This window comes from Streptomyces sp. NPDC058985, from assembly GCF_042740985.1.
GTDB lineage: Bacteria > Actinomycetota > Actinomycetes > Streptomycetales > Streptomycetaceae > Streptomyces.
The window spans coordinates 128,004-145,709 of the sequence record NZ_JBHYJX010000017.1; the positions used below are offsets into that span (position 1 = coordinate 128,004).

The 17,706-nt window shown below is 70.2% G+C and carries 9 protein-coding genes, 1 tRNA gene and 1 rRNA gene; 1 reads left to right on the forward strand and 10 read right to left on the reverse strand.

What is annotated here, in order from left to right; all coding sequences use genetic code 11:
- Positions 1–43 precede the first annotated feature (43 nt).
- The 7 genes from ACFW01_RS17835 to ACFW01_RS17865 form a co-directional block, all read right to left on the reverse strand.
- Entirely contained in the window at positions 44–589 is a 546-nt protein-coding gene (locus ACFW01_RS17835) for a CinA family protein (RefSeq protein ID WP_234958424.1), read from the reverse strand.
- Positions 586–1,359, reverse strand: a complete 774-nt coding sequence (gene pgsA / locus ACFW01_RS17840) for a CDP-diacylglycerol--glycerol-3-phosphate 3-phosphatidyltransferase (protein ID WP_234958423.1) — start codon at positions 1,357–1,359, stop codon at positions 586–588. The genes ACFW01_RS17835 and pgsA overlap by 4 nt, the downstream gene beginning before the upstream one ends.
- Entirely contained in the window at positions 1,356–2,837 is a 1,482-nt protein-coding gene (gene rimO / locus ACFW01_RS17845) for a 30S ribosomal protein S12 methylthiotransferase RimO (RefSeq protein WP_234958422.1), read from the reverse strand. The genes pgsA and rimO overlap by 4 nt, the downstream gene beginning before the upstream one ends.
- A 91-nt stretch (positions 2,838–2,928) precedes the next feature.
- Complete coding sequence (locus ACFW01_RS17850; RefSeq protein ID WP_234958421.1) at positions 2,929–3,792, reverse strand: helix-turn-helix domain-containing protein; 864 nt, start codon at positions 3,790–3,792, stop codon at positions 2,929–2,931.
- A gap of 261 nt (positions 3,793–4,053) precedes the next feature.
- Complete coding sequence (locus ACFW01_RS17855) at positions 4,054–6,801, reverse strand: DNA translocase FtsK (protein WP_234958420.1); 2,748 nt, start codon at positions 6,799–6,801, stop codon at positions 4,054–4,056.
- Positions 6,802–6,986: 185 nt separating this feature from the next.
- Positions 6,987–7,661 (reverse strand): two-component system response regulator, encoded by a 675-nt coding sequence (locus ACFW01_RS17860; protein WP_125491828.1) that lies wholly within the window; start codon positions 7,659–7,661, stop codon positions 6,987–6,989.
- A 366-nt stretch (positions 7,662–8,027) separates the two neighbouring features.
- Complete coding sequence (locus tag ACFW01_RS17865; RefSeq protein ID WP_384504464.1) at positions 8,028–13,499, reverse strand: HAMP domain-containing protein; 5,472 nt, start codon at positions 13,497–13,499, stop codon at positions 8,028–8,030.
- Positions 13,500–13,891: 392 nt separating this feature from the next.
- On the opposite strand from ACFW01_RS17865, the gene ACFW01_RS17870 reads away from it, so the two are divergent.
- The gene (locus tag ACFW01_RS17870; protein WP_384504466.1) at positions 13,892–16,642 is read left to right on the forward strand and encodes a SpoIIE family protein phosphatase; all 2,751 of its coding nucleotides are present in this window, start codon (positions 13,892–13,894) and stop codon (positions 16,640–16,642) included.
- A 46-nt stretch (positions 16,643–16,688) separates the two neighbouring features.
- On the opposite strand, the gene ACFW01_RS17875 is transcribed toward ACFW01_RS17870, so the two are convergent.
- The 3 genes from ACFW01_RS17875 to rrf form a co-directional block, all read right to left on the reverse strand.
- Positions 16,689–16,764: transfer RNA gene (locus tag ACFW01_RS17875), tRNA-Thr, on the reverse strand.
- Between the two features lie 75 nt (positions 16,765–16,839).
- A complete protein-coding gene (locus ACFW01_RS17880) occupies positions 16,840–17,505 on the reverse strand; it encodes a DegT/DnrJ/EryC1/StrS family aminotransferase (RefSeq protein WP_384504470.1) in 666 nt (221 codons plus the stop codon).
- A gap of 114 nt (positions 17,506–17,619) precedes the next feature.
- A 5S ribosomal RNA gene (gene rrf, locus ACFW01_RS17885) occupies positions 17,620–17,706 on the reverse strand; the annotation flags it as partial.

Genomic DNA, 17,706 nt, shown 5'->3' on the forward strand with positions numbered 1-17,706 from the left:
GCCGTGCGGGGAGCGATGTCGTGTTCACTCAGGGCTGCAAACATCAAAACCCCCCGTTCCGTTCCGTATCCTGTGCCCGCTCATTCCCGGTCTGTTCGCCCGCAAGCTCCCTCAGAAGGAGTGCGAGTACGCTCCGTACACTCTCCATACGAATTTCCGCACGGTCGCCGTTCAACCGCAGCGCCTCCACTTTTCCGCCACCGGCGGAACCGTCAGCGACTCCCGAAGGCCCGTCGACGGCCACGAAAACCGTCCCCACGGGCTGCCCGTCCTGCGCGTCCGGACCGGCGACGCCGGTCGTGGCGATGCCCCAGTCGGCGCCGAGAAACTTCCTGGCTCCCACCGCCATCTGGGCCGCGACCTGCGCGTCCACCGCTCCGCGGGCCGCGAGCAGGGTGGCGTCGACGCCGAGGATCTCCCGCTTCAGCTCCGTCGCGTAGGCGGTGACGGATCCCCGGAAGGCCTTGGACGCCCCGGGCACCGACGTGATCTCGGACGCCACCATTCCGCCGGTCAGGGACTCGGCGACCGCGAGGGTCTCACCCCTCACGGTGAGTAGTCGCACCACGTCGGCAGCAGTGGAACTCAAGCTTCCGTCCCCTTCAACGCCGCCCGGCGCTCGGCGATTCCCCGGCGGCGCAGCACAATGGCCTGCTTCACATAGTCCAGCCCGGTCACGACGGTCAGCACGACCGCCGCGGCCATCACCCAGAACCTCAGGGTGGCCAGGGGCCCCGTCAGCGCCAGGACGTACATCCCCACGGCGATGCCCTGGGTGAGCGTCTTGAGCTTGCCGCCGCGACTGGCCGGGATGACGCCGTACCGTATGACCACGAAACGCAGCACGGTGATCCCGAGTTCCCGGCCGAGGATCACGGCCGTGACCCACCACGGCAGATCACCGAGCGCGGACAGGCAGATGAGCGCCGCCCCCATGATCGCCTTGTCGGCGATGGGATCGGCGATCTTCCCGAAGTCGGTGACGAGGTTGTAGGCCCGTGCCAGATGACCGTCGAAGAGGTCGGTGATCATGGCGATGGCGAAGGCGGCCCAGGCGAAGGAGCGCCAGGCCGGGTCGTACCCCCCGTTGCCGAGCATCAGGGCGACGAAGGCCGGGACCAGCAGCAGCCTGAGCATCGTCAGGAGGTTGGCGACGTTCCAGACGCTCGCCTGGTTGACGGCCGCGGCCGTGATCTTGCCGCCCCGCAGCGCGGCACTGCCTTCGGTCGCTCCCCGCTCCGAGGTGCCTCCCGGGGTCGTCCGCCCGGCCGGTTCCTGGGTGGCTCCGGAGGGGGCGCGCGAGCCGGTCCCGCGCGCGCCGGAGGGGCCACCCGCCGCGGACGCCGGGACTCCGGTCATCTGCCGGCCTCCTCACTGCCTTCGGACGAGCCCGGCAGCGGTTCGGCCACCAGGTCGACACCCTCCGTACCGACCACCTTCGCGTCGACCATACGACCGACACGCAGGCCTTCGCCGCTCGTGAGCAGCACCTGGCCGTCCGTCTCGGGCGCCTGGTGCTCCGCGCGGCCACGGACACCGTCTCCGTCGTCGGCGGACTCCACTGACTCGACGAGTACCCGCACCGTCGCGCCGACGCGCTCCTCGGCCCGCTGCGAGACGAGTTCCTCGGCCAGGCGGGATACACGTGCCAGCCGCTCGGCGACGACGTCCTCGTCCAGCTTGTGCTCGTACGTGGCCGCCTCGGTGCCCTCCTCGTCGGAGTAGCCGAAGACACCGATGGCGTCGAGCCGCGCGTGGTTCAGGAAGCGTTCCAGCTCGGCGAGGTCGGAGGCGGACTCGCCGGGGAAGCCCACGATGAAGTTGGAGCGCACGCCCGCCTCGGGAGCCTTGCTCCGGATGGTGTCCAGCAGTTCCAGGAAGCGGTCGGTGTCGCCGAAGCGGCGCATCGCGCGCAGCACGTTCGGCGCGGAGTGCTGGAAGGAGAGGTCGAAGTAGGGGACGACCTTCGGGGTGGAGGTCAGTACGTCGATGAGGCCGGGGCGCATCTCGGCCGGCTGGAGGTAGCTGACGCGCACGCGCTCGATGCCGTCGACGTCGGCGAGGTCGGGCAGCAGGGACTCCAGCAGGCGGATGTCGCCGAGGTCCTTGCCGTAGGAGGTGTTGTTCTCGGAGACCAGCATGATCTCCTTGACGCCCTGCTCGGCCAGCCACCGCGTCTCGTTGAGCACGTCGCTCGGCCGGCGGGAGATGAAGGAGCCGCGGAAGGACGGGATGGCGCAGAAGGAGCAGCGCCGGTCGCAGCCGGAGGCGAGCTTCACCGAGGCGACCGGGGAGCCGTCCAGGCGCCGGCGCAGGGGTGCGCGGGGTCCGGAGGCGGGGGCGACGCCCTCGGGGAGGTCGGTCGGGCCGTGCCCCGGCAGGGCGACGGCGGCACCGGCCTCCTGGCGCTCGGCGGGGCTGATCGGGAGCAGCTTGCGCCGGTCGCGCGGGGTGTGCGCGGCGTGGATGCCGCCGCCGAGGATGGTCCGGAGCCGGTCGGAGATGTCGGCGTAGTCGTCGAAGCCGAGCACGCCGTCGGCCTCGGGGAGGGCTTCGGCGAGGTCCTTGCCGTACCGCTCGGCCATGCAGCCCACCGCCACGACGGCCTGCGTTCTTCCGTGCCCCTTGAGGTCGTTGGCCTCCAGGAGGGCGTCCACGGAGTCCTTCTTGGCGGCCTCGACGAAGCCGCAGGTGTTCACGACGGCGACGTCCGCTTCCCCGGCGTCCTCGACGAGCTTCCAGCCGTCCGCCTCCAGACGGCCTGCGAGCTCCTCGGAGTCCACCTCATTACGGGCGCAGCCAAGGGTGACGAGTGCGACGGTACGGCTTTCAGGCATGGGCTCAAGACTACTTCGTCCCGCCGACAGCCCATGTCGACGGGGTTGGCCGATCCCGGCCAACCCCGTACCGACTCGTTCTCCGGGTCCCCTATCCGACCTGCGGGTCGCCCTTCGTGTACGTCAGGCGCTCCACGGAGCCCCGCCGGAAGTCGTCCTCGATCTTCTTGCCGTTGACGTACAGCTGGATGACGCCGGCGTCGCCGAGGACGAGGTCGACCTTCTCGCTGTCCTGGAAGGTCTTCGAGTCGCCCTGTTCGAGGAGTCCATCGAAGAGCAGCCGGCCGTTGTGGTCCTTCGCGGAGATCCAGCTGCGTTCCTCGACGGCGCTGACCTTGACGGTCACCTTGTCGCGGGGCGCGGCGGCGATGGCGCTGTCGGAGGGCTCCGGTTTGGGATCGGCCGGCTTCTTCGGCTTGGCGCTCTCCGAGGCGGATCCGCCGGCCGAGGGCTGGGCGCCCTCGGCGACGCTCGCCTCGTTGCCGCCGTCGTCGCCGCCCTTGACGAACGTGAACCCGACGAAGCCGATCACCGCGACGATCGCGGCGACCATGGCGGCGGTCCAGTTGGGGCCGCGGCGCTCCGGACGGATACGTTCCGCCTCGAAGAGGGGGGCGGCGGGGGTCGGCGCCGGCCGGCCGCCGTGCGCGTCGTCGAACTGCGCGAGCAGCTCGGCCGGGTCGAGCCCGACGGCCTTGGCCAGGGTGCGGATGTGACCGCGCGCGTAGACGTCGCCGCCACAGGGCGCGAAGTCGTCCGCCTCGATGGCGTGCACGATGGCGATCCGGACGCGGGTGGCGGTGGTGATGTCGTCGACGGTCAAACCGGCGGCGATCCGCGCCTGCTGGAGGGCACGGCCGACGGAGGGGCGGGTTTCCTCGGAGACGTGTTCAGTGACGTCTGAGGAAACGTCTTCGATCGGACGCTCGTCTTCAGGGGAGTTGCCGTTGGACACGGGGGCGCCTTTCGAGCGTTTAGCCGCCTGTGCTGGACTTCAGTCTAGGGGGGTGGCGAACGGGTCGGGCAACCGGGCGGTACGACCTTTTACGCCATCCGAATGGCCCGGCATCCCGATGGTGGACTACCTGTTGTCACTTCCCTCAAGTTGACGTACGCCATGGGGAAACGGTTGCTCAATGATCCCTAACGGGTGAGTCACGATCGGCCACCCGGCCGTCCCGGCCCTCCGTCGGCGGAATCCCCGGCCCACGATTCCCTACCCTTCAGACTCCCCCCGGATCACGGCGAGCACTCCGTCCAGCTCATCAGGCTTCACAAGAACGTCACGAGCCTTTGAGCCTTCGCTCGGTCCGACGATGCTCCGCGACTCCATCAGGTCCATCAGCCGCCCCGCCTTGGCGAAGCCGACGCGCAGCTTGCGCTGGAGCATGGAGGTCGACCCGAACTGGGTGGAGACCACCAGCTCGGCCGCCTGGCACAGCAGGTCGAGGTCGTCGCCGATGTCCTCGTCGATCTCCTTCTTCTGCTTGGTCCCGACGGTGACGTCGTCCCGGAAGACGGGCGCCATCTGGTCCTTGCAGTGCCGGACGACGCCCGCGATCTCCTCCTCGGTCACGAACGCGCCCTGCATACGGGTCGGCTTGTTCGCGCCCATCGGCAGGAAGAGGCCGTCGCCCTTGCCGATCAGCTTCTCGGCGCCGGGCTGGTCGAGGATGACCCGCGAGTCGGCGAGCGAGGAGGTGGCGAAGGCGAGCCGGGAGGGCACGTTGGCCTTGATCAGGCCGGTGACGACGTCCACGGAGGGCCGCTGGGTGGCGAGCACCAGGTGGATGCCGGCCGCCCGCGCGAGCTGCGTGATCCGCACGATCGCGTCCTCGACGTCCCTCGGCGCCACCATCATCAGGTCGGCCAGCTCGTCCACGATCACCAGCAGGTACGGATAGGGCTGGAGTTCGCGCTCGCTGCCCTCGGGCGGCTTGGCCTTGCCCTCGCGCACCGCGCGGTTGAAGTCGTCGATGTGCCGGTAGCCGTAGGCGGCGAGGTCGTCGTAGCGCAGGTCCATCTCGCGCACCACCCACTGGAGGGCCTCGGCGGCGCGCTTCGGGTTGGTGATGATCGGCGTGATCAGGTGCGGGATGCCCTCGTACGCGGTCAGCTCGACGCGCTTGGGGTCGACCAGGATCATGCGGACGTCCTCCGGCGTCGCCCGCATCATGATCGAGGTGATCAGGCAGTTGATGCAGGACGACTTGCCGGAGCCGGTGGCGCCCGCGACGAGCATGTGCGGCATCTTCGCCAGCGAGTGCATGACGTAGCCGCCCTCGACGTCCTTGCCGAAGGCGACCAGCATCGGGTCGTCGTCCTCGGCGGACTCGGCGAGGCGCAGGACGTCGCCGAGGTTGACCATCTCCCGGTCGGTGTTGGGGATCTCGATGCCGACCGCGGACTTGCCGGGGATCGGGCTGATGATCCGCACGTCGGGGCTGGCGACGGCGTACGCGATGTTCTTGGTCAGCGCTGTGATCCGCTCGACCTTGACGGCGGGGCCCAGCTCGACCTCGTAGCGGGTCACCGTCGGGCCGCGGGTGAAGCCGGTGACCCTGGCGTCGACCTTGAACTCGGTGAAGACGGTGGTCAGCGAGTCCACTATGGCGTCGTTGGCGGCGCTGCGCGCCTTGCCGGGGCCACCGCGCGTGAGGAGGTCGAGGGCCGGCAGGGAGTAGGTGATGTCGCCGGAGAGCTGGAGCTGTTCGGCGCGCGGCGGCAGGTCGCGCTCCTGCGGCAACGGCGTCTTGGTGAGGTCGGGGACGGCGCCCGGCGCCGCCGGCCCGGCGGACTTGGCGGGGTCCTTCTTGAGCTTGCCCGGCTGTGGGCGCGCGGCCGGCACGGGCGTCGGAGTCGGCGTCGTCGACTCGCGGTCCCCGGGGCTGACGCCCTGGGTGAGGTCGGCGACCAGCGGCGACGGCGGCATCCCGTGCAGGACGGCGCCGTCGAGCGCGGCGGCGGCGGCCGCGGCGACGTCCACGGCGTCCATCGGCCGGTTCATCTCGGGCTGCGGCACGGCGGACCGGCGGGGCCTGCCGCGGCGCCTGCTCAGCGCCTCCTGCTCGGCCGCGTCCGGGTCGTACGGCTCGGCGGGCGCTCCCCCGCGTCTGCGGGTCCGCTCGGGCAGCGCCTCGCGCCACTGGTCGTCGTAGCGCTCGTCGTCGTCGGTGAACGCGTCCGCCTCGGGGTCGTCGACCACGCCGAGCCGCACGCCGAGCTGGCGCAGCCGCTGCGGGATGGCGTTCACCGGTGTGGCGGTGACGACCAGCAGGCCGAAGACGGTGAGCAGCGCGAGCAGCGGCACGGCCAGGACGTCCGTCATCGTGTACGACAGCGGGGTGGCCGCGCCCCAGCCGATGAGGCCGCCGGCGTCCCTTATGGCCTGCATGCCCTCGCCGCGGGCCGGTGAGCCGCACGCGATGTGCACCTGGCCGAGCACGCCGACGACGAGCGCGGACAGGCCGATCACGATCCGCCCGTTGGCCTCGGGCTTCTCGGGGTGCCGGATCAGGCGCACGGCGATGGCGCCGAGCAGGATCGGCACGAGCAGGTCCAGCCGGCCGAAGGCGCCGGTCACCAGGATCTCGACGAGGTCGCCGACGGGGCCCTTGAGGTCGGCCCAGGTGCCCGCGGCGACGATCAGGGCGACGGCGAGCAGCAGCAGCGCGGAACCGTCCTTGCGGTGGGCGGGGTCGAGGTTCTTGGCGCCCTGCCCTATGCCGCGGAAGACGGCGCCGACCCCATGCGCCAGGCCGAGCCAGAGCGCGCGCGCCAAGCGGTAGACACCGCTGGTGGGGCTCGGGGCCGGTTTGGGCGCGGGCTTCTTCGCGACGGCCTTCTTGGCGGGCGCCTTCTTCGGGGGCGCCTTCTTGGCAGCGGCCTTCTTGACCGGCCCCTTCGCGGGAGCGGCCGCCTTCTTCGCGGGCTGCTTCTTGGCTGCGGAGGGACGTGAGGCCATAGGTGTGAGGTTACCGGGGGAGGCGGCGGTCGACACGTGCGCCTACCGCTTCACCCGTTCGTGTCGCCCGGAGCGAGTTGCGGAACTGACGCCTCCGCTACCGCTCCTGACAAGTCCTCACAGACCCGGACCAGGGGACTCGCGAGGTGCCCGGCGGACGACCCGCAGCGGGCCCACGGCGGGCCTCAGTTGACCGCGGGCTGACCGCCGGACGTACCGGGCTCCAGGGCGTCCAGAGCCCTCCGCAGTCCGGTGAGCTTGCGCTCCAGATGCGCCGCGGTGGCCACCGCCGCCGCGTCCGTGGACTCGTCGCCCAACTGCTTGGAGAGCGCCTCCGCCTGCTCCTCCACGGCCGCCAGCCGGGCCGACAGCTCGGCGAGCAGCCCCGCCGGCTCCTTGGCCTCGCCGGCCGCGACCTTGTCGCCGCCCTCCAACTGGAGCCGCAGCAGGGCCGCCTGCTCACGCAGCTGGCAGTTCTTCATGTACAGCTCGACGAAGACCGAGACCTTCGCGCGCAGCACCCACGGGTCGAACGGCTTGGAGATGTAGTCCACCGCACCCGCCGCGTAGCCACGGAAGGTGTGGTGCGGACCGTGGTTGATCGCGGTGAGGAAGATGATCGGGATGTCCCGGGTCCGCTCCCGCCGCTTGATGTGCGCGGCGGTCTCGAAACCGTCCATGCCCGGCATCTGGACGTCCAGCAGAATGACCGCGAAGTCGTCCGTGAGCAGCGCTTTGAGCGCTTCCTCCCCGGACGATGCCCGCACCAGCGTCTGATCGAGCGCCGAGAGGATCGCCTCCAGCGCCAGCAGATTCTCCGGCCGGTCATCGACCAGGAGGATCTTGGCCTTCTGCACCATGGCCCGCCCTCCTCGCCCCGGCGTGGGGCCTCCCCTGTCCGCAGGACTTGGCGCGGCACCGGCGGGTGCCACCCCGGGGGACGACTCCCTTGCGTCGCCCGTCCTTGTGCCGGTCATCGTAGCCGCACCCCGCCTGTCGCCACACCCTGTCACCGTGATGTCACTGTGCACGTAGCAGAAACGCAGCGGGAGACCAGAAGGTTCCCCGAATCCCGCACTTCTACACGGCTCCGGGCACGCTGAGTCAGCGACTGAGCGCGGGGCCCGGAGGTTCCCGCCGTTCACGCACACCCCACGTTCGCACACTGTCCGGACGTGACGCACGGAAGGTGCCCCTCCGTACCAGCGGCACGGTGCCCGAACGTACTACTCCTCGCGCATCCACTGCTGCATCACCGTCAACAGGTGATCGGGGTCGACCGGCTTCGTCACATAGTCGGAGGCGCCCGACTCGATCGCCTTCTCCCGGTCGCCCTTCATCGCCTTGGCGGTCAGCGCGATGATCGGCAGCCCGGCGAACTGCGGCATCCGACGGATCGCCGTGGTCGTCGCGTATCCGTCCATCTCGGGCATCATGATGTCCATCAGGACCACCGCCACGTCCTCGTGCTGCTCCAGCACCTCGATGCCCTCGCGCCCGTTCTCCGCGTACAGCACGGACAGCCCGTGCTGCTCCAGGACGCTGGTCAGCGCGAACACGTTGCGGATGTCGTCGTCGACGATCAGCACCTTCTGCCCGCCGAACCGGATCCCGCGGCTGGACTGCGCCGTCTCCTGCTCGGGGCCCGGCTGCCGCTCCCGCACCGCGGGCAGTTCCTCGGTCTCGGCCGAGCGGCGACGGTGCCGGAACAGCGCTCCGGCACCGTTCTGCGCGTCCTGGTACGACCGCACCTCGGCCGGCGTCTCGGCCTCTGTCTCCGGCAGCTGGTCCGTCGCCCCGGAGCCCGCCGGCAGCTCGCCTCCCCCGGCGGGCGGCAGGGGCTGCGGGTAGCCGTGCGAGGGCAGCTCGCTCGGGCGCAGCGGCAGGTAGAGCGTGAACGTCGAGCCGCGGCCCGTCTCGCTCTGCGCGTGGATCTCACCGCCCAGCAACTGCGCGATCTCCCGCGAGATGGACAGCCCGAGGCCCGTGCCGCCGTACTTGCGGCTGGTGGTGCCGTCGGCCTGCTTGAACGCCTCGAAGATCACCCGCATCTTGCCGGCCGCGATCCCGATCCCGGTGTCGCTCACGGAGAACGCGATCAGCTCGGCGTCCGGGTCGGTCATCGAACCCGCCTCCAGCAACTGCTCCCGGATGCCCTGCGGAACGTCGTCCCGGGCCGGCCTGATGACCAGCTCGACCGCCCCCGAGTCGGTGAACTTCACCGCGTTGGACAGCAGGTTGCGCAGCACCTGGAGCAGCCGCTGCTCGTCGGTGTGCAGTGTGGCGGGCAGCTCGGGCGACACCCGCACCGACAGGTCCAGGCCCTTCTCCGCGGTCAGCGGCCGGAAGGTGGCCTCCACGTAGTCGACGAGCTGGACGAGCGCGATGCGCGTCGGGGAGACGTCCATCTTGCCCGCCTCCACCTTCGACAGGTCGAGGATGTCGTTGATGAGCTGGAGCAGGTCGGAGCCGGCCCCGTGGATCGTCTCGGCGAACTCGACCTGCTTGGGCGAGAGGTTCGCGTCGGCGTTGTCGGCGAGCAGCTTGGCCAGGATCAGCAGCGAGTTGAGCGGAGTACGCAGCTCGTGCGACATGTTGGCGAGGAACTCGCTCTTGTAGCGCATCGAGACCGCCAGTTGCTCGGCGCGCTCCTCCAGGACCTGCCGCGCCTCCTCGATCTCGGTGTTCTTCACCTCGATGTCGCGGTTCTGCTGCGCCAGCAGCTCGGCCTTCTCCTCCAGTTCGGCGTTGGACGACTGGAGCGCCTTCTGCCGCTGCTCCAGCTCCTCGGACCGCTCCCGCAGCTGCTCGGTCAGCTCCTGCGACTGGCTCAGCAGTACCTCCGTCTTGGTGTTGACGGAGATGGTGTTGACGCTGGTCGCGATCATCTCGGCGATCTGGTTGAGGAAGTCCTTCTGGATCTGCGTGAACGGCGTGAACGACGCCAGCTCGATCACGCCGAGCACCTGCCCCTCGAACAGCACCGGCAGGACGATCACCTGGGCGGGCGGGGCCTCCCCGAGCCCGGAGGAGATCTTCAGATAACCGCTCGGCGCGTTCTCCACGAGGATCGTGCGCTTCTCCTCGGCGGCCGTGCCGACCAGCGCCTCCCCCGGCCGGAAGGACGTGGGCATCGACCCCATCGAGTAGCCGTACGACCCCAGCATGCGCAGTTCGTACTGGTCCTCCTGGGCGCCCGCCTGATCCTGGCCGTCGACCACCAGGGGCATCGCGAGGAAGAAGGCCCCGTGCTGCGCGGAGACCACCGGGGTCAGCTCGCTCATGATCAGCGAGGCGACGTCCTGGAGGTCCCGGCGGCCCTGCATCAGTCCCGAGATGCGGGCCAGGTTGCCCTTGAGCCAGTCCTGCTCCTTGTTGGCGATCGTGGTGTCGCGGAGGTTGGCGATCATCTTGTTGATGTAGTCCTGAAGCTCGGAGATCTCGCCGGAGGCGTCCACGTCGATCTTCAGGTTCAGGTCGCCGCGCGTCACCGCGGTCGCCACGCGCGCGATGGCGCGCACCTGCCGGGTCAGGTTCCCGGCCATCTCGTTCACGGACTCCGTCAGGTCCCGCCAGGTGCCGTCGACGTCCCGCACGCGCGCCTGACCGCCCAGCTGCCCCTCCGTGCCCACCTCGCGGGCCACGCGGGTGACCTCTTCGGCGAAGGACGACAGCTGGTCCACCATCGTGTTGATGGTCGTCTTCAGCTCCAGGATCTCGCCGCGCGCGTCGATGTCGATCTTCTTGGTCAGGTCGCCCTTGGCGATGGCGGTGGTGACCATGGCGATGTTGCGCACCTGACCGGTCAGGTTGGACGCCATCTGGTTCACCGACTCGGTGAGGTCCTTCCACGTGCCCGACACGCCCGGCACGTGCGCCTGCCCGCCGAGGATGCCGTCCGTGCCCACCTCACGGGCCACCTTGGTGACCTGCTCGGCGAACGAACTCAACGTCTTCACCATGGTGTTGAACGTCTCGGCCAGCTGATGGACCTCACCGCGCGCCTCGATCGTCACCGTCCGCGTCAGGTCGCCGTTGGCGACGGCGGCGGCCACCTGGGAGATGTTCCGCACCTGGACGGTGAGGTTCTTCGCCATCAGGTTGACGTTGTCGCTGAGGTCCTTCCAGATGCCCACGACGCCGGGCACGTGCGCCTGGCCGCCGAGAATGCCCTCCGTGCCGACCTCACGGGCCACGCGTGTGACCTGCTCCGCGAAGGACGACAACTGGTCGACCATGGTGTTGACGGTGGTGACGAGTTCGAGGATCTCGCCCTTGGCGTCGACGGTGATCTTCTTCGACAGGTCGCCCTTGGCCACGGCCGTGGTGACCTCGGCGATGTTGCGGACCTGCATGGTCAGGTTGTTGGCCATGCCGTTCACCGACTGCGTGAGGTCCTTCCAGGTGCCGGAGACACCCTGCACCTCCGCCTGGCCGCCGAGGATGCCCTCGGTGCCCACCTCGCGCGCGACGCGCGTGACCTCCTGGGCGAACGACGACAGCTGGTCCACCATGGTGTTCAGCGTGTTCTTCAGCTCCAGGATCTCCCCGCGCGCGTCCACGGTGATCTTCTGGGACAGGTCACCGCGCGCCACCGCAGTGGCGACCTGCGCGATGTTGCGGACCTGTGCGGTGAGGTTGCCGGCCATGCCGTTCACCGAGTCGGTCAGGTCGCGCCAGACGCCGGCGACCCCGGGCACCTGGGCCTGACCGCCGAGGCGGCCCTCCGTACCCACCTCGCGGGCCACGCGCGTGACCTGCTCAGCGAAGGACGACAGCTGGTCGACCATCGTGTTGATGGTGTTCTTCAGCTCCAGGATCTCCCCGCGCGCGTCCACGGTGATCTTCTGGGACAGGTCACCGCGCGCCACCGCCGTCGTCACCTGGGCGATGTTGCGCACCTGGGAGGTCAGGTTCCCCGCCATCGAGTTGACGGAGTCCGTCAGCTCCTTCCAGGTCCCCGACACGCCGTCGACCCGGGCCTGACCGCCGAGGCGGCCCTCCGTGCCCACGTCCCGGGCCATCCGGGTCACCTGGTCGGCGAAGCTGGAGAGCTGGTCGACCATGGTGTTGACGGTGTTCTTCAGCTGGAGCATCTCACCGGAGACGTCCACGGTGACCTTCTGCGACAGGTCGCCGTTGGCCACCGCCGTCGTCACCTGGGCGATGTTGCGCACCTGGCCGGTGAGGTTGCGGAACGCGGTGTTGACGGAGTCCGTCAGGTCCTTCCACGTCCCCGCCGCGCCCGGCACCTGCGCCTGACCGCCCAGCTCACCCTCGACCCCGACCTCGCGGGCCACCCGGGTCACCTCGGCACCGAAGCTGGAGAGCTGGTCCACCATCGTGTTGACGGTGTTCTTCAGCTCCAGCATCTCGCCGGCCACGTCCACGGTGACCTTCTGCGACAGGTCACCACTGGCCACCGCTGTCGTCACCGCGGCGATGTCGCGCACCTGGGTGGTCAGGTTCCGGAAGACGGTGTTGACGGAGTCCGTCAGGTCCTTCCAGATCCCGGCCGCACCCGGCACGTTCGCCTGGCCGCCCAGCTGGCCCTCGCCACCGGTCTCGTTGGCCACGCGCGTGACCTCGTCCGCGAAGATCCGCAGCGTCTCGGTCATCTGGTTGATCGTCTCGGCGAGCTGCGCGACCTCGCCCCGGGCCGGCACCGTCACCTTCTTCGACAGGTCGCCGTTGGCCACCGCCGTCGTCACGTGCGAGATCTCGCGCACCTGGGCCGTCAGGTTCCCGGCCATGGTGTTGACGGAGTCGGTCAGCTCCTTCCACACCCCGGCCACACCCGGCACCTGCGCCTGCCCGCCCAGCGCACCCTCGGTGCCCACCTCACGGGCCACCCGCGTCACCTCGGAGGAGAACGCCGAGAGCTGGTCCACCATCGTGTTGACGGTGTTCTTCAGCTCCAGCATCTCGCCGGCCACGTGCACCGTGACCTTCCGCGACAGGTCGCCCTTGGCCACCGCCGTCGTCACCAGCGCGATGTCCCGCACCTGGGCGGTGAGCCGGTACGCCATGGTGTTGACGGAATCCGTGAGGTCCTTCCACGAACCGGACATACCGCGCACCCGGGCCTGTCCGCCCAGCTTGCCCTCGGTACCGACCTCGCTGGCCACCCGCGTGACCTCGTCGGTGAAGGTCGACAACTGGTCGACCAGGTTGTTCACGGTCCGCCCGACCTTGAGGAACTCACCGCGCAGCGGCTGCCCGGCCCCTTCCTCCACCTGCGTCCGCAGCTCCATGCGCGGCGACAGATCACCGTCCGCCACCGCCGACAGCACCCGGCTGACCTCGGAGACGGGCCGCACGAGGTCGTCGACCAGCGCGTTCGAGTTGTCGATCGCGGTCGCCCAGGCACCGTCGCAGGCCCCGGTCTCCAGCCGCTCGGTGAGCTTTCCCTCACGTCCGACCACGCGCCGCACCCGCGCCAGCTCGCCCGTGAGGTGCAGATTGCGGTCGGCCACCTCGTTGAAGACCGCCGCGATCTCCGACATCACGCCGTCGCCGGACACCGTCAGCCGTTTGCGGAAGTTTCCCTCACGCATGGAGACGAGCGCCGCGAGCAGACGATTCAACGCGGCCGTGTCCACCGTCGTACTGCCGCCCCGCGATGTGCCCTTCTTACTCAGGGACTGTCCGCCTTTCGCGCGCGTCTTCGTGGCCCGCGTCGCTGCGCCAGACTCCACTGTGTCCCTCCCGCAGGGGTCGACCGATACTGCTGTGCCCGGCTGCCGACCCTCGGCGGACCGGTTACTGCCGCGTACTTCCCATGATGCCGAGCGTTCCGGCCCGGCTCACCGGACCCGCTCCAGGGGCTGCTGCCCACCGCAGTCGGCGCGCATTCACCTGCCCGGACCTCACGAGAAGCCTGCCCAGTGTTTCACCCCGGCCGAACCAGGCCATAACAGTTCGGCAGCTTCGCACATCGTCCGCACACCCTCTGGGCGGAAACACTGCAGACCGGCATCCGCATGGGCGGCGAAGGTAAGTAACCTTGCATGCGGCTGTCCAGCCAAGCCGGTGCGTCCGGTCTGGGCGGTGGCACGGAGACGAAGCGGGCATCGGAGGGGCGGCCGGAATGACCACCGGACTGATCCCGGGGGAGCAGCCCCCGGATCCCGGGCCGACGGGTGGACTGCCGCAGCAGCGGCACGACCGGGTCGGCCATGAGGCCGTGCACGGGGAGAGAGGGTCGAGGAGTTCTGTGATCACCGCGCGCGCGGCCGCCAGCTTCGAGCCCGTCGGACGGTCCGTGGCGAGTGCCCGGTCCTTCGTCCGCGACACACTGCAGGGCTGGGGCCATGCCGACATCGTCGACGACGCCGTGGTGCTGACCAGCGAACTGGTGACCAACGCGGTGGTGCACGCCGGCACCACCGCGGACGTCGAGTGCCTGCGCAGCGACGACGGTGTACGGATCGAGGTCGCCGACCACTATCCGGAGCGCGAGGTCCCGCTCCAGGGCTCCCCCGCCAACATGGGCAGCCCCGACCGCGAGGGCGGCCGCGGCCTCCAGCTGTGCGCGGCCCTGGCCGACCGCTGGGGCGTCGAGTACACGCCCACCCACAAGAACGTCTGGTTCCACCTCCACCTGCCGGAGCGCCCGGTCGGCACCCGCGCCGCCGGCCCCTCGCTCCCCGCCGACCTGCTGCCGCTCGCCGACGGCCGGGTCCGCGTCGCCGTCGTCCAGATCGACCGCACCGGCTCCGTCACGTCCTGGAGCGAGGACGCCGAGGAGCTCTTCGGCTACCCGGCCGAGCAGGTCACCGGCAAGCCCCTCACCGACTTCGCCGCCTGGCCGCACACTCCGGGCACCAGCACCGGCATCGCCGAGGCGCTCCAGCTCTCCCGCTGGGAGGGCAGCTACGGCATAAGGGGCGCCAACGGCCGCGTCACCCCCGTGTACGCCTCCCACCTGCGCGTCCGCGACGCGGGCGGCGAGCCGTCCACGGTCTGCCTCCTCGTCCGGGACCACGAGCGCGCGGTCCTGCAGACCCCGATGCGCGTACCGGCCGCCGACTCCTCGTCCTCCGAGGGCCAGAGCACCGACCCCTTCGAGGTGTTCATCGGCTCCCCCGCCCCGGACGACCTCGACGGCCTCCTCCAGCGCACGGTCGAACGCGCCCGCGACATGCTCGACGCCGACGCCGCCTTCCTGCTGCTGGCGACCGACGACGAGACGGAGCTGGAGGTCCGCGCCTCCACCGGCCTGCCCTCCGCCCGCCAGCGCTTCGCCCGCGTCCCCGTGGAGGCCGGCCCCGGCCGCTACGGCTCCGCGCGCATGCCCGCCGTCCACGACGACCTCGCGGCCGTCCCCGGCGCCGTCCCGCTGCTGAACGGCACCGGCATGCGCTCGGTCGTCACCGTCCCCCTCAAGGTCGAGGGCCGCCTCACCGGCTCCCTCGGCGTCGCCGCCGAGGCCGCCGGCCGGTACTCCAACGAGGAGGCGCTGCGCCTCCAGTTCGCCGCCGACCGCATCGCCCTGGCCGTCGAGTCGGCGCGCCTGGGCGAGCTGGAACGGCTGCGCCGCGGGTCGCTCAGCTTCCTCGTCGAGGCCTCCGACCTCCTCGCCGGCACCCTGGACCGGGACCAGACGCTGGCCCTGATGGCCCAGATGACGGTCCCCACCCTCGCCACCTGGTGCGCCGTCTACACCATCGCCGACCAGGCCTCCGACCCGTATCTCTCCTACGTCCTGCACGAGGACGAGGAACTCATCGACGGCATCAAGTCCCTGCTGTCGAAGATCGCGCCGCCCGACCCGGTCCCCACGCCGGGCGCCCGCGTCTGGACGACCCCCGCCGACATGGCCCACCAGGCCGCGCTGCGCACGTCCATGCGCGACCTCGGCCTGAGCGGCGGCCCGACGCACCAGTTGAGCACCGGCATCGGCCCGACCCTCGCCACCGCCTCCGCGGTGGGCGGCGAGACCGTGGTCCTGCCGCTGGTCGCCCGCAACCGCGTCATCGGCATGCTCACTCTGGGCAAGCCCACCGACGACCACTTCCGCCAGGAGATCCTCGAACTCGCCGAGGACCTGTCCCGCCGGGCCGCCCTGGCCCTGGACAACGCGCGCCTGTACTCGGAGCGCACGGCCATCAGCCAGTCCCTTCAGCGCAGCCTCCTGCCCCCCGAGCTGCCCCTCATCGACGGCGTCGAGGTCGAGGTCATCTACCGCGCGGCCGGCGAGGGCAACGAGGTCGGCGGAGACTTCTACGACCTCTTCCCGATCAGCGACGGCGCCTACGGCTTCGCCATCGGCGACGTCTGCGGTACGGGCCCGAACGCGGCCGCCGTCACGGGCCTGGCCCGGCACGCCCTGCGCCTGCTCGCCCGCGAGGGTCTCAGCGGCCCGGCGGTCCTGGAGCGCCTCAACTCGGCCATCCTCGACGAGGGCGCCCGCAGCCGCTTCCTCACGCTGCTGTACGGCGAGATGCGCCCGCAGGACGACGGCAGCGCGGAGTTGAAGGTGGTCTGCGCCGGCCACCCGCTCCCGCTCCGGCTGCGCCAGGACGGCTCGGTCGAACCGGCGGCCGAGCCCCAGCCGCTCCTCGGCGTGATCGAGGACCTGGAGCTCTACGAGCAGACGGTCACCCTCGACCCGGGCGACGTCCTGCTCTGTGTCACGGACGGCGTCACCGAACGCCGCGAGGGCACCCGCATGCTGGGCGACGACGGCCTCGCCGACGTCCTCACGTCGTGCACCGGCCTGACGGCGGGGGCGGTGGCCGCGCGCATCATGCGCGCGGTGGAGCGCTTCGCCTCTGACGCCCCGTCCGACGACATGGCGATCCTCGCGATGCGCGTCCCGGAGCCGCACGCGGACTGACCAGGGCATGCGAAAGGCCCCGCCCAATTGGGCGGGGCCTTTGCAGTGGAGCCCCCAAACGGAATCGAACCGTTGACCTTCTCCTTACCATGGAGACGCTCTGCCGACTGAGCTATAGGGGCCTGTCGCTTGCGGGTTTCCCCGCGGCAACGGAATAGATCATACCCCGAACAAGCCGGTGCTCCCAACCACGGACTTCATCCGAACGCGGGTTGCAACAGCCCGCCCAGGGCATTGCACGCGGACACGATCCGCTGCATTTCCCGCCTGGTCAACGATGCCTCGACCGGCAGCGCGAGCGTCTCGTCGACGGCCCGCTCGGTCTCGGGCAACGACACGCATCGCCGGAAGCCCGGCAACCGGTGCACGGGGGTCTTCACCGGCACCCTGCAGTCGACTCCCCGTCCCCGCACGGCACGCGCGAACGCGTCCCGGTCCGGCCGTCCGTTACCCGGCACCCGCACGACGTACTGCTGATAGGTGTGCCCGTCGCCCCAGTCGGGGGTCCGCACCCCCCTCAGCTTCCCGTCGAGGTAGGCCGCCCGCTCCCTGCGCCGCGCTATCTCGTCGTACGGCGCCTCGGACTCGCCCTGCTCCAGCACGAGCAGCCCGTGCCGCTGTCCTATCCCGTGCAGCGGGCCCATGTCCGCCGGGTGTCCGAACCGGTGCACTGCGACGACGGCCGCGGTACGCGACGTCAACGACGCCTCCACCGCGGCGGCGTCGAGGCAGTACGTCCCCGGATCTATGTCGGCGAACACCGGCAGCGCGCCGGCGAGGGCCACTGCCTCGGCGACTTCCACGTTCCCGAAGGCAGGTACGACGACCTCGTCGCCGACTCCTACGCCGGCGGCCCTGAGCATTGCTGAGGTACCCATACGAACGATCGTCGTAGCGCAACGTGAACTTCAAGTGACGGAAAACAAAAAAGGGTTGGACCCAGAACCGAAGTTCTGGGTCCAACCCTTTCAATGATTGTTCGGCGGCGTCCTACTCTCCCACAGGGTCCCCCCTGCAGTACCATCGGCGCTGTAAGGCTTAGCTTCCGGGTTCGGAATGTAACC

Excerpts from the sequence above, each read along its gene's own strand:
- pgsA (WP_234958423.1), bottom strand. The coding sequence starts at position 1,359 with ATGACCGGAGTCCCGGCGTCCGCGGCGGGTGGCCCCTCCGGCGCGCGC.
- rimO (WP_234958422.1), bottom strand. The coding sequence starts at position 2,837 with ATGCCTGAAAGCCGTACCGTCGCACTCGTCACCCTTGGCTGCGCCCGT.
- ACFW01_RS17855 (WP_234958420.1), bottom strand. The coding sequence starts at position 6,801 with ATGGCCTCACGTCCCTCCGCAGCCAAGAAGCAGCCCGCGAAGAAGGCG.
- ACFW01_RS17860 (WP_125491828.1), bottom strand. The coding sequence starts at position 7,661 with ATGGTGCAGAAGGCCAAGATCCTCCTGGTCGATGACCGGCCGGAGAAT.
- ACFW01_RS17870 (WP_384504466.1), top strand. The coding sequence starts at position 13,892 with ATGACCACCGGACTGATCCCGGGGGAGCAGCCCCCGGATCCCGGGCCG.
- ACFW01_RS17880 (WP_384504470.1), bottom strand. The coding sequence starts at position 17,505 with ATGCTCAGGGCCGCCGGCGTAGGAGTCGGCGACGAGGTCGTCGTACCT.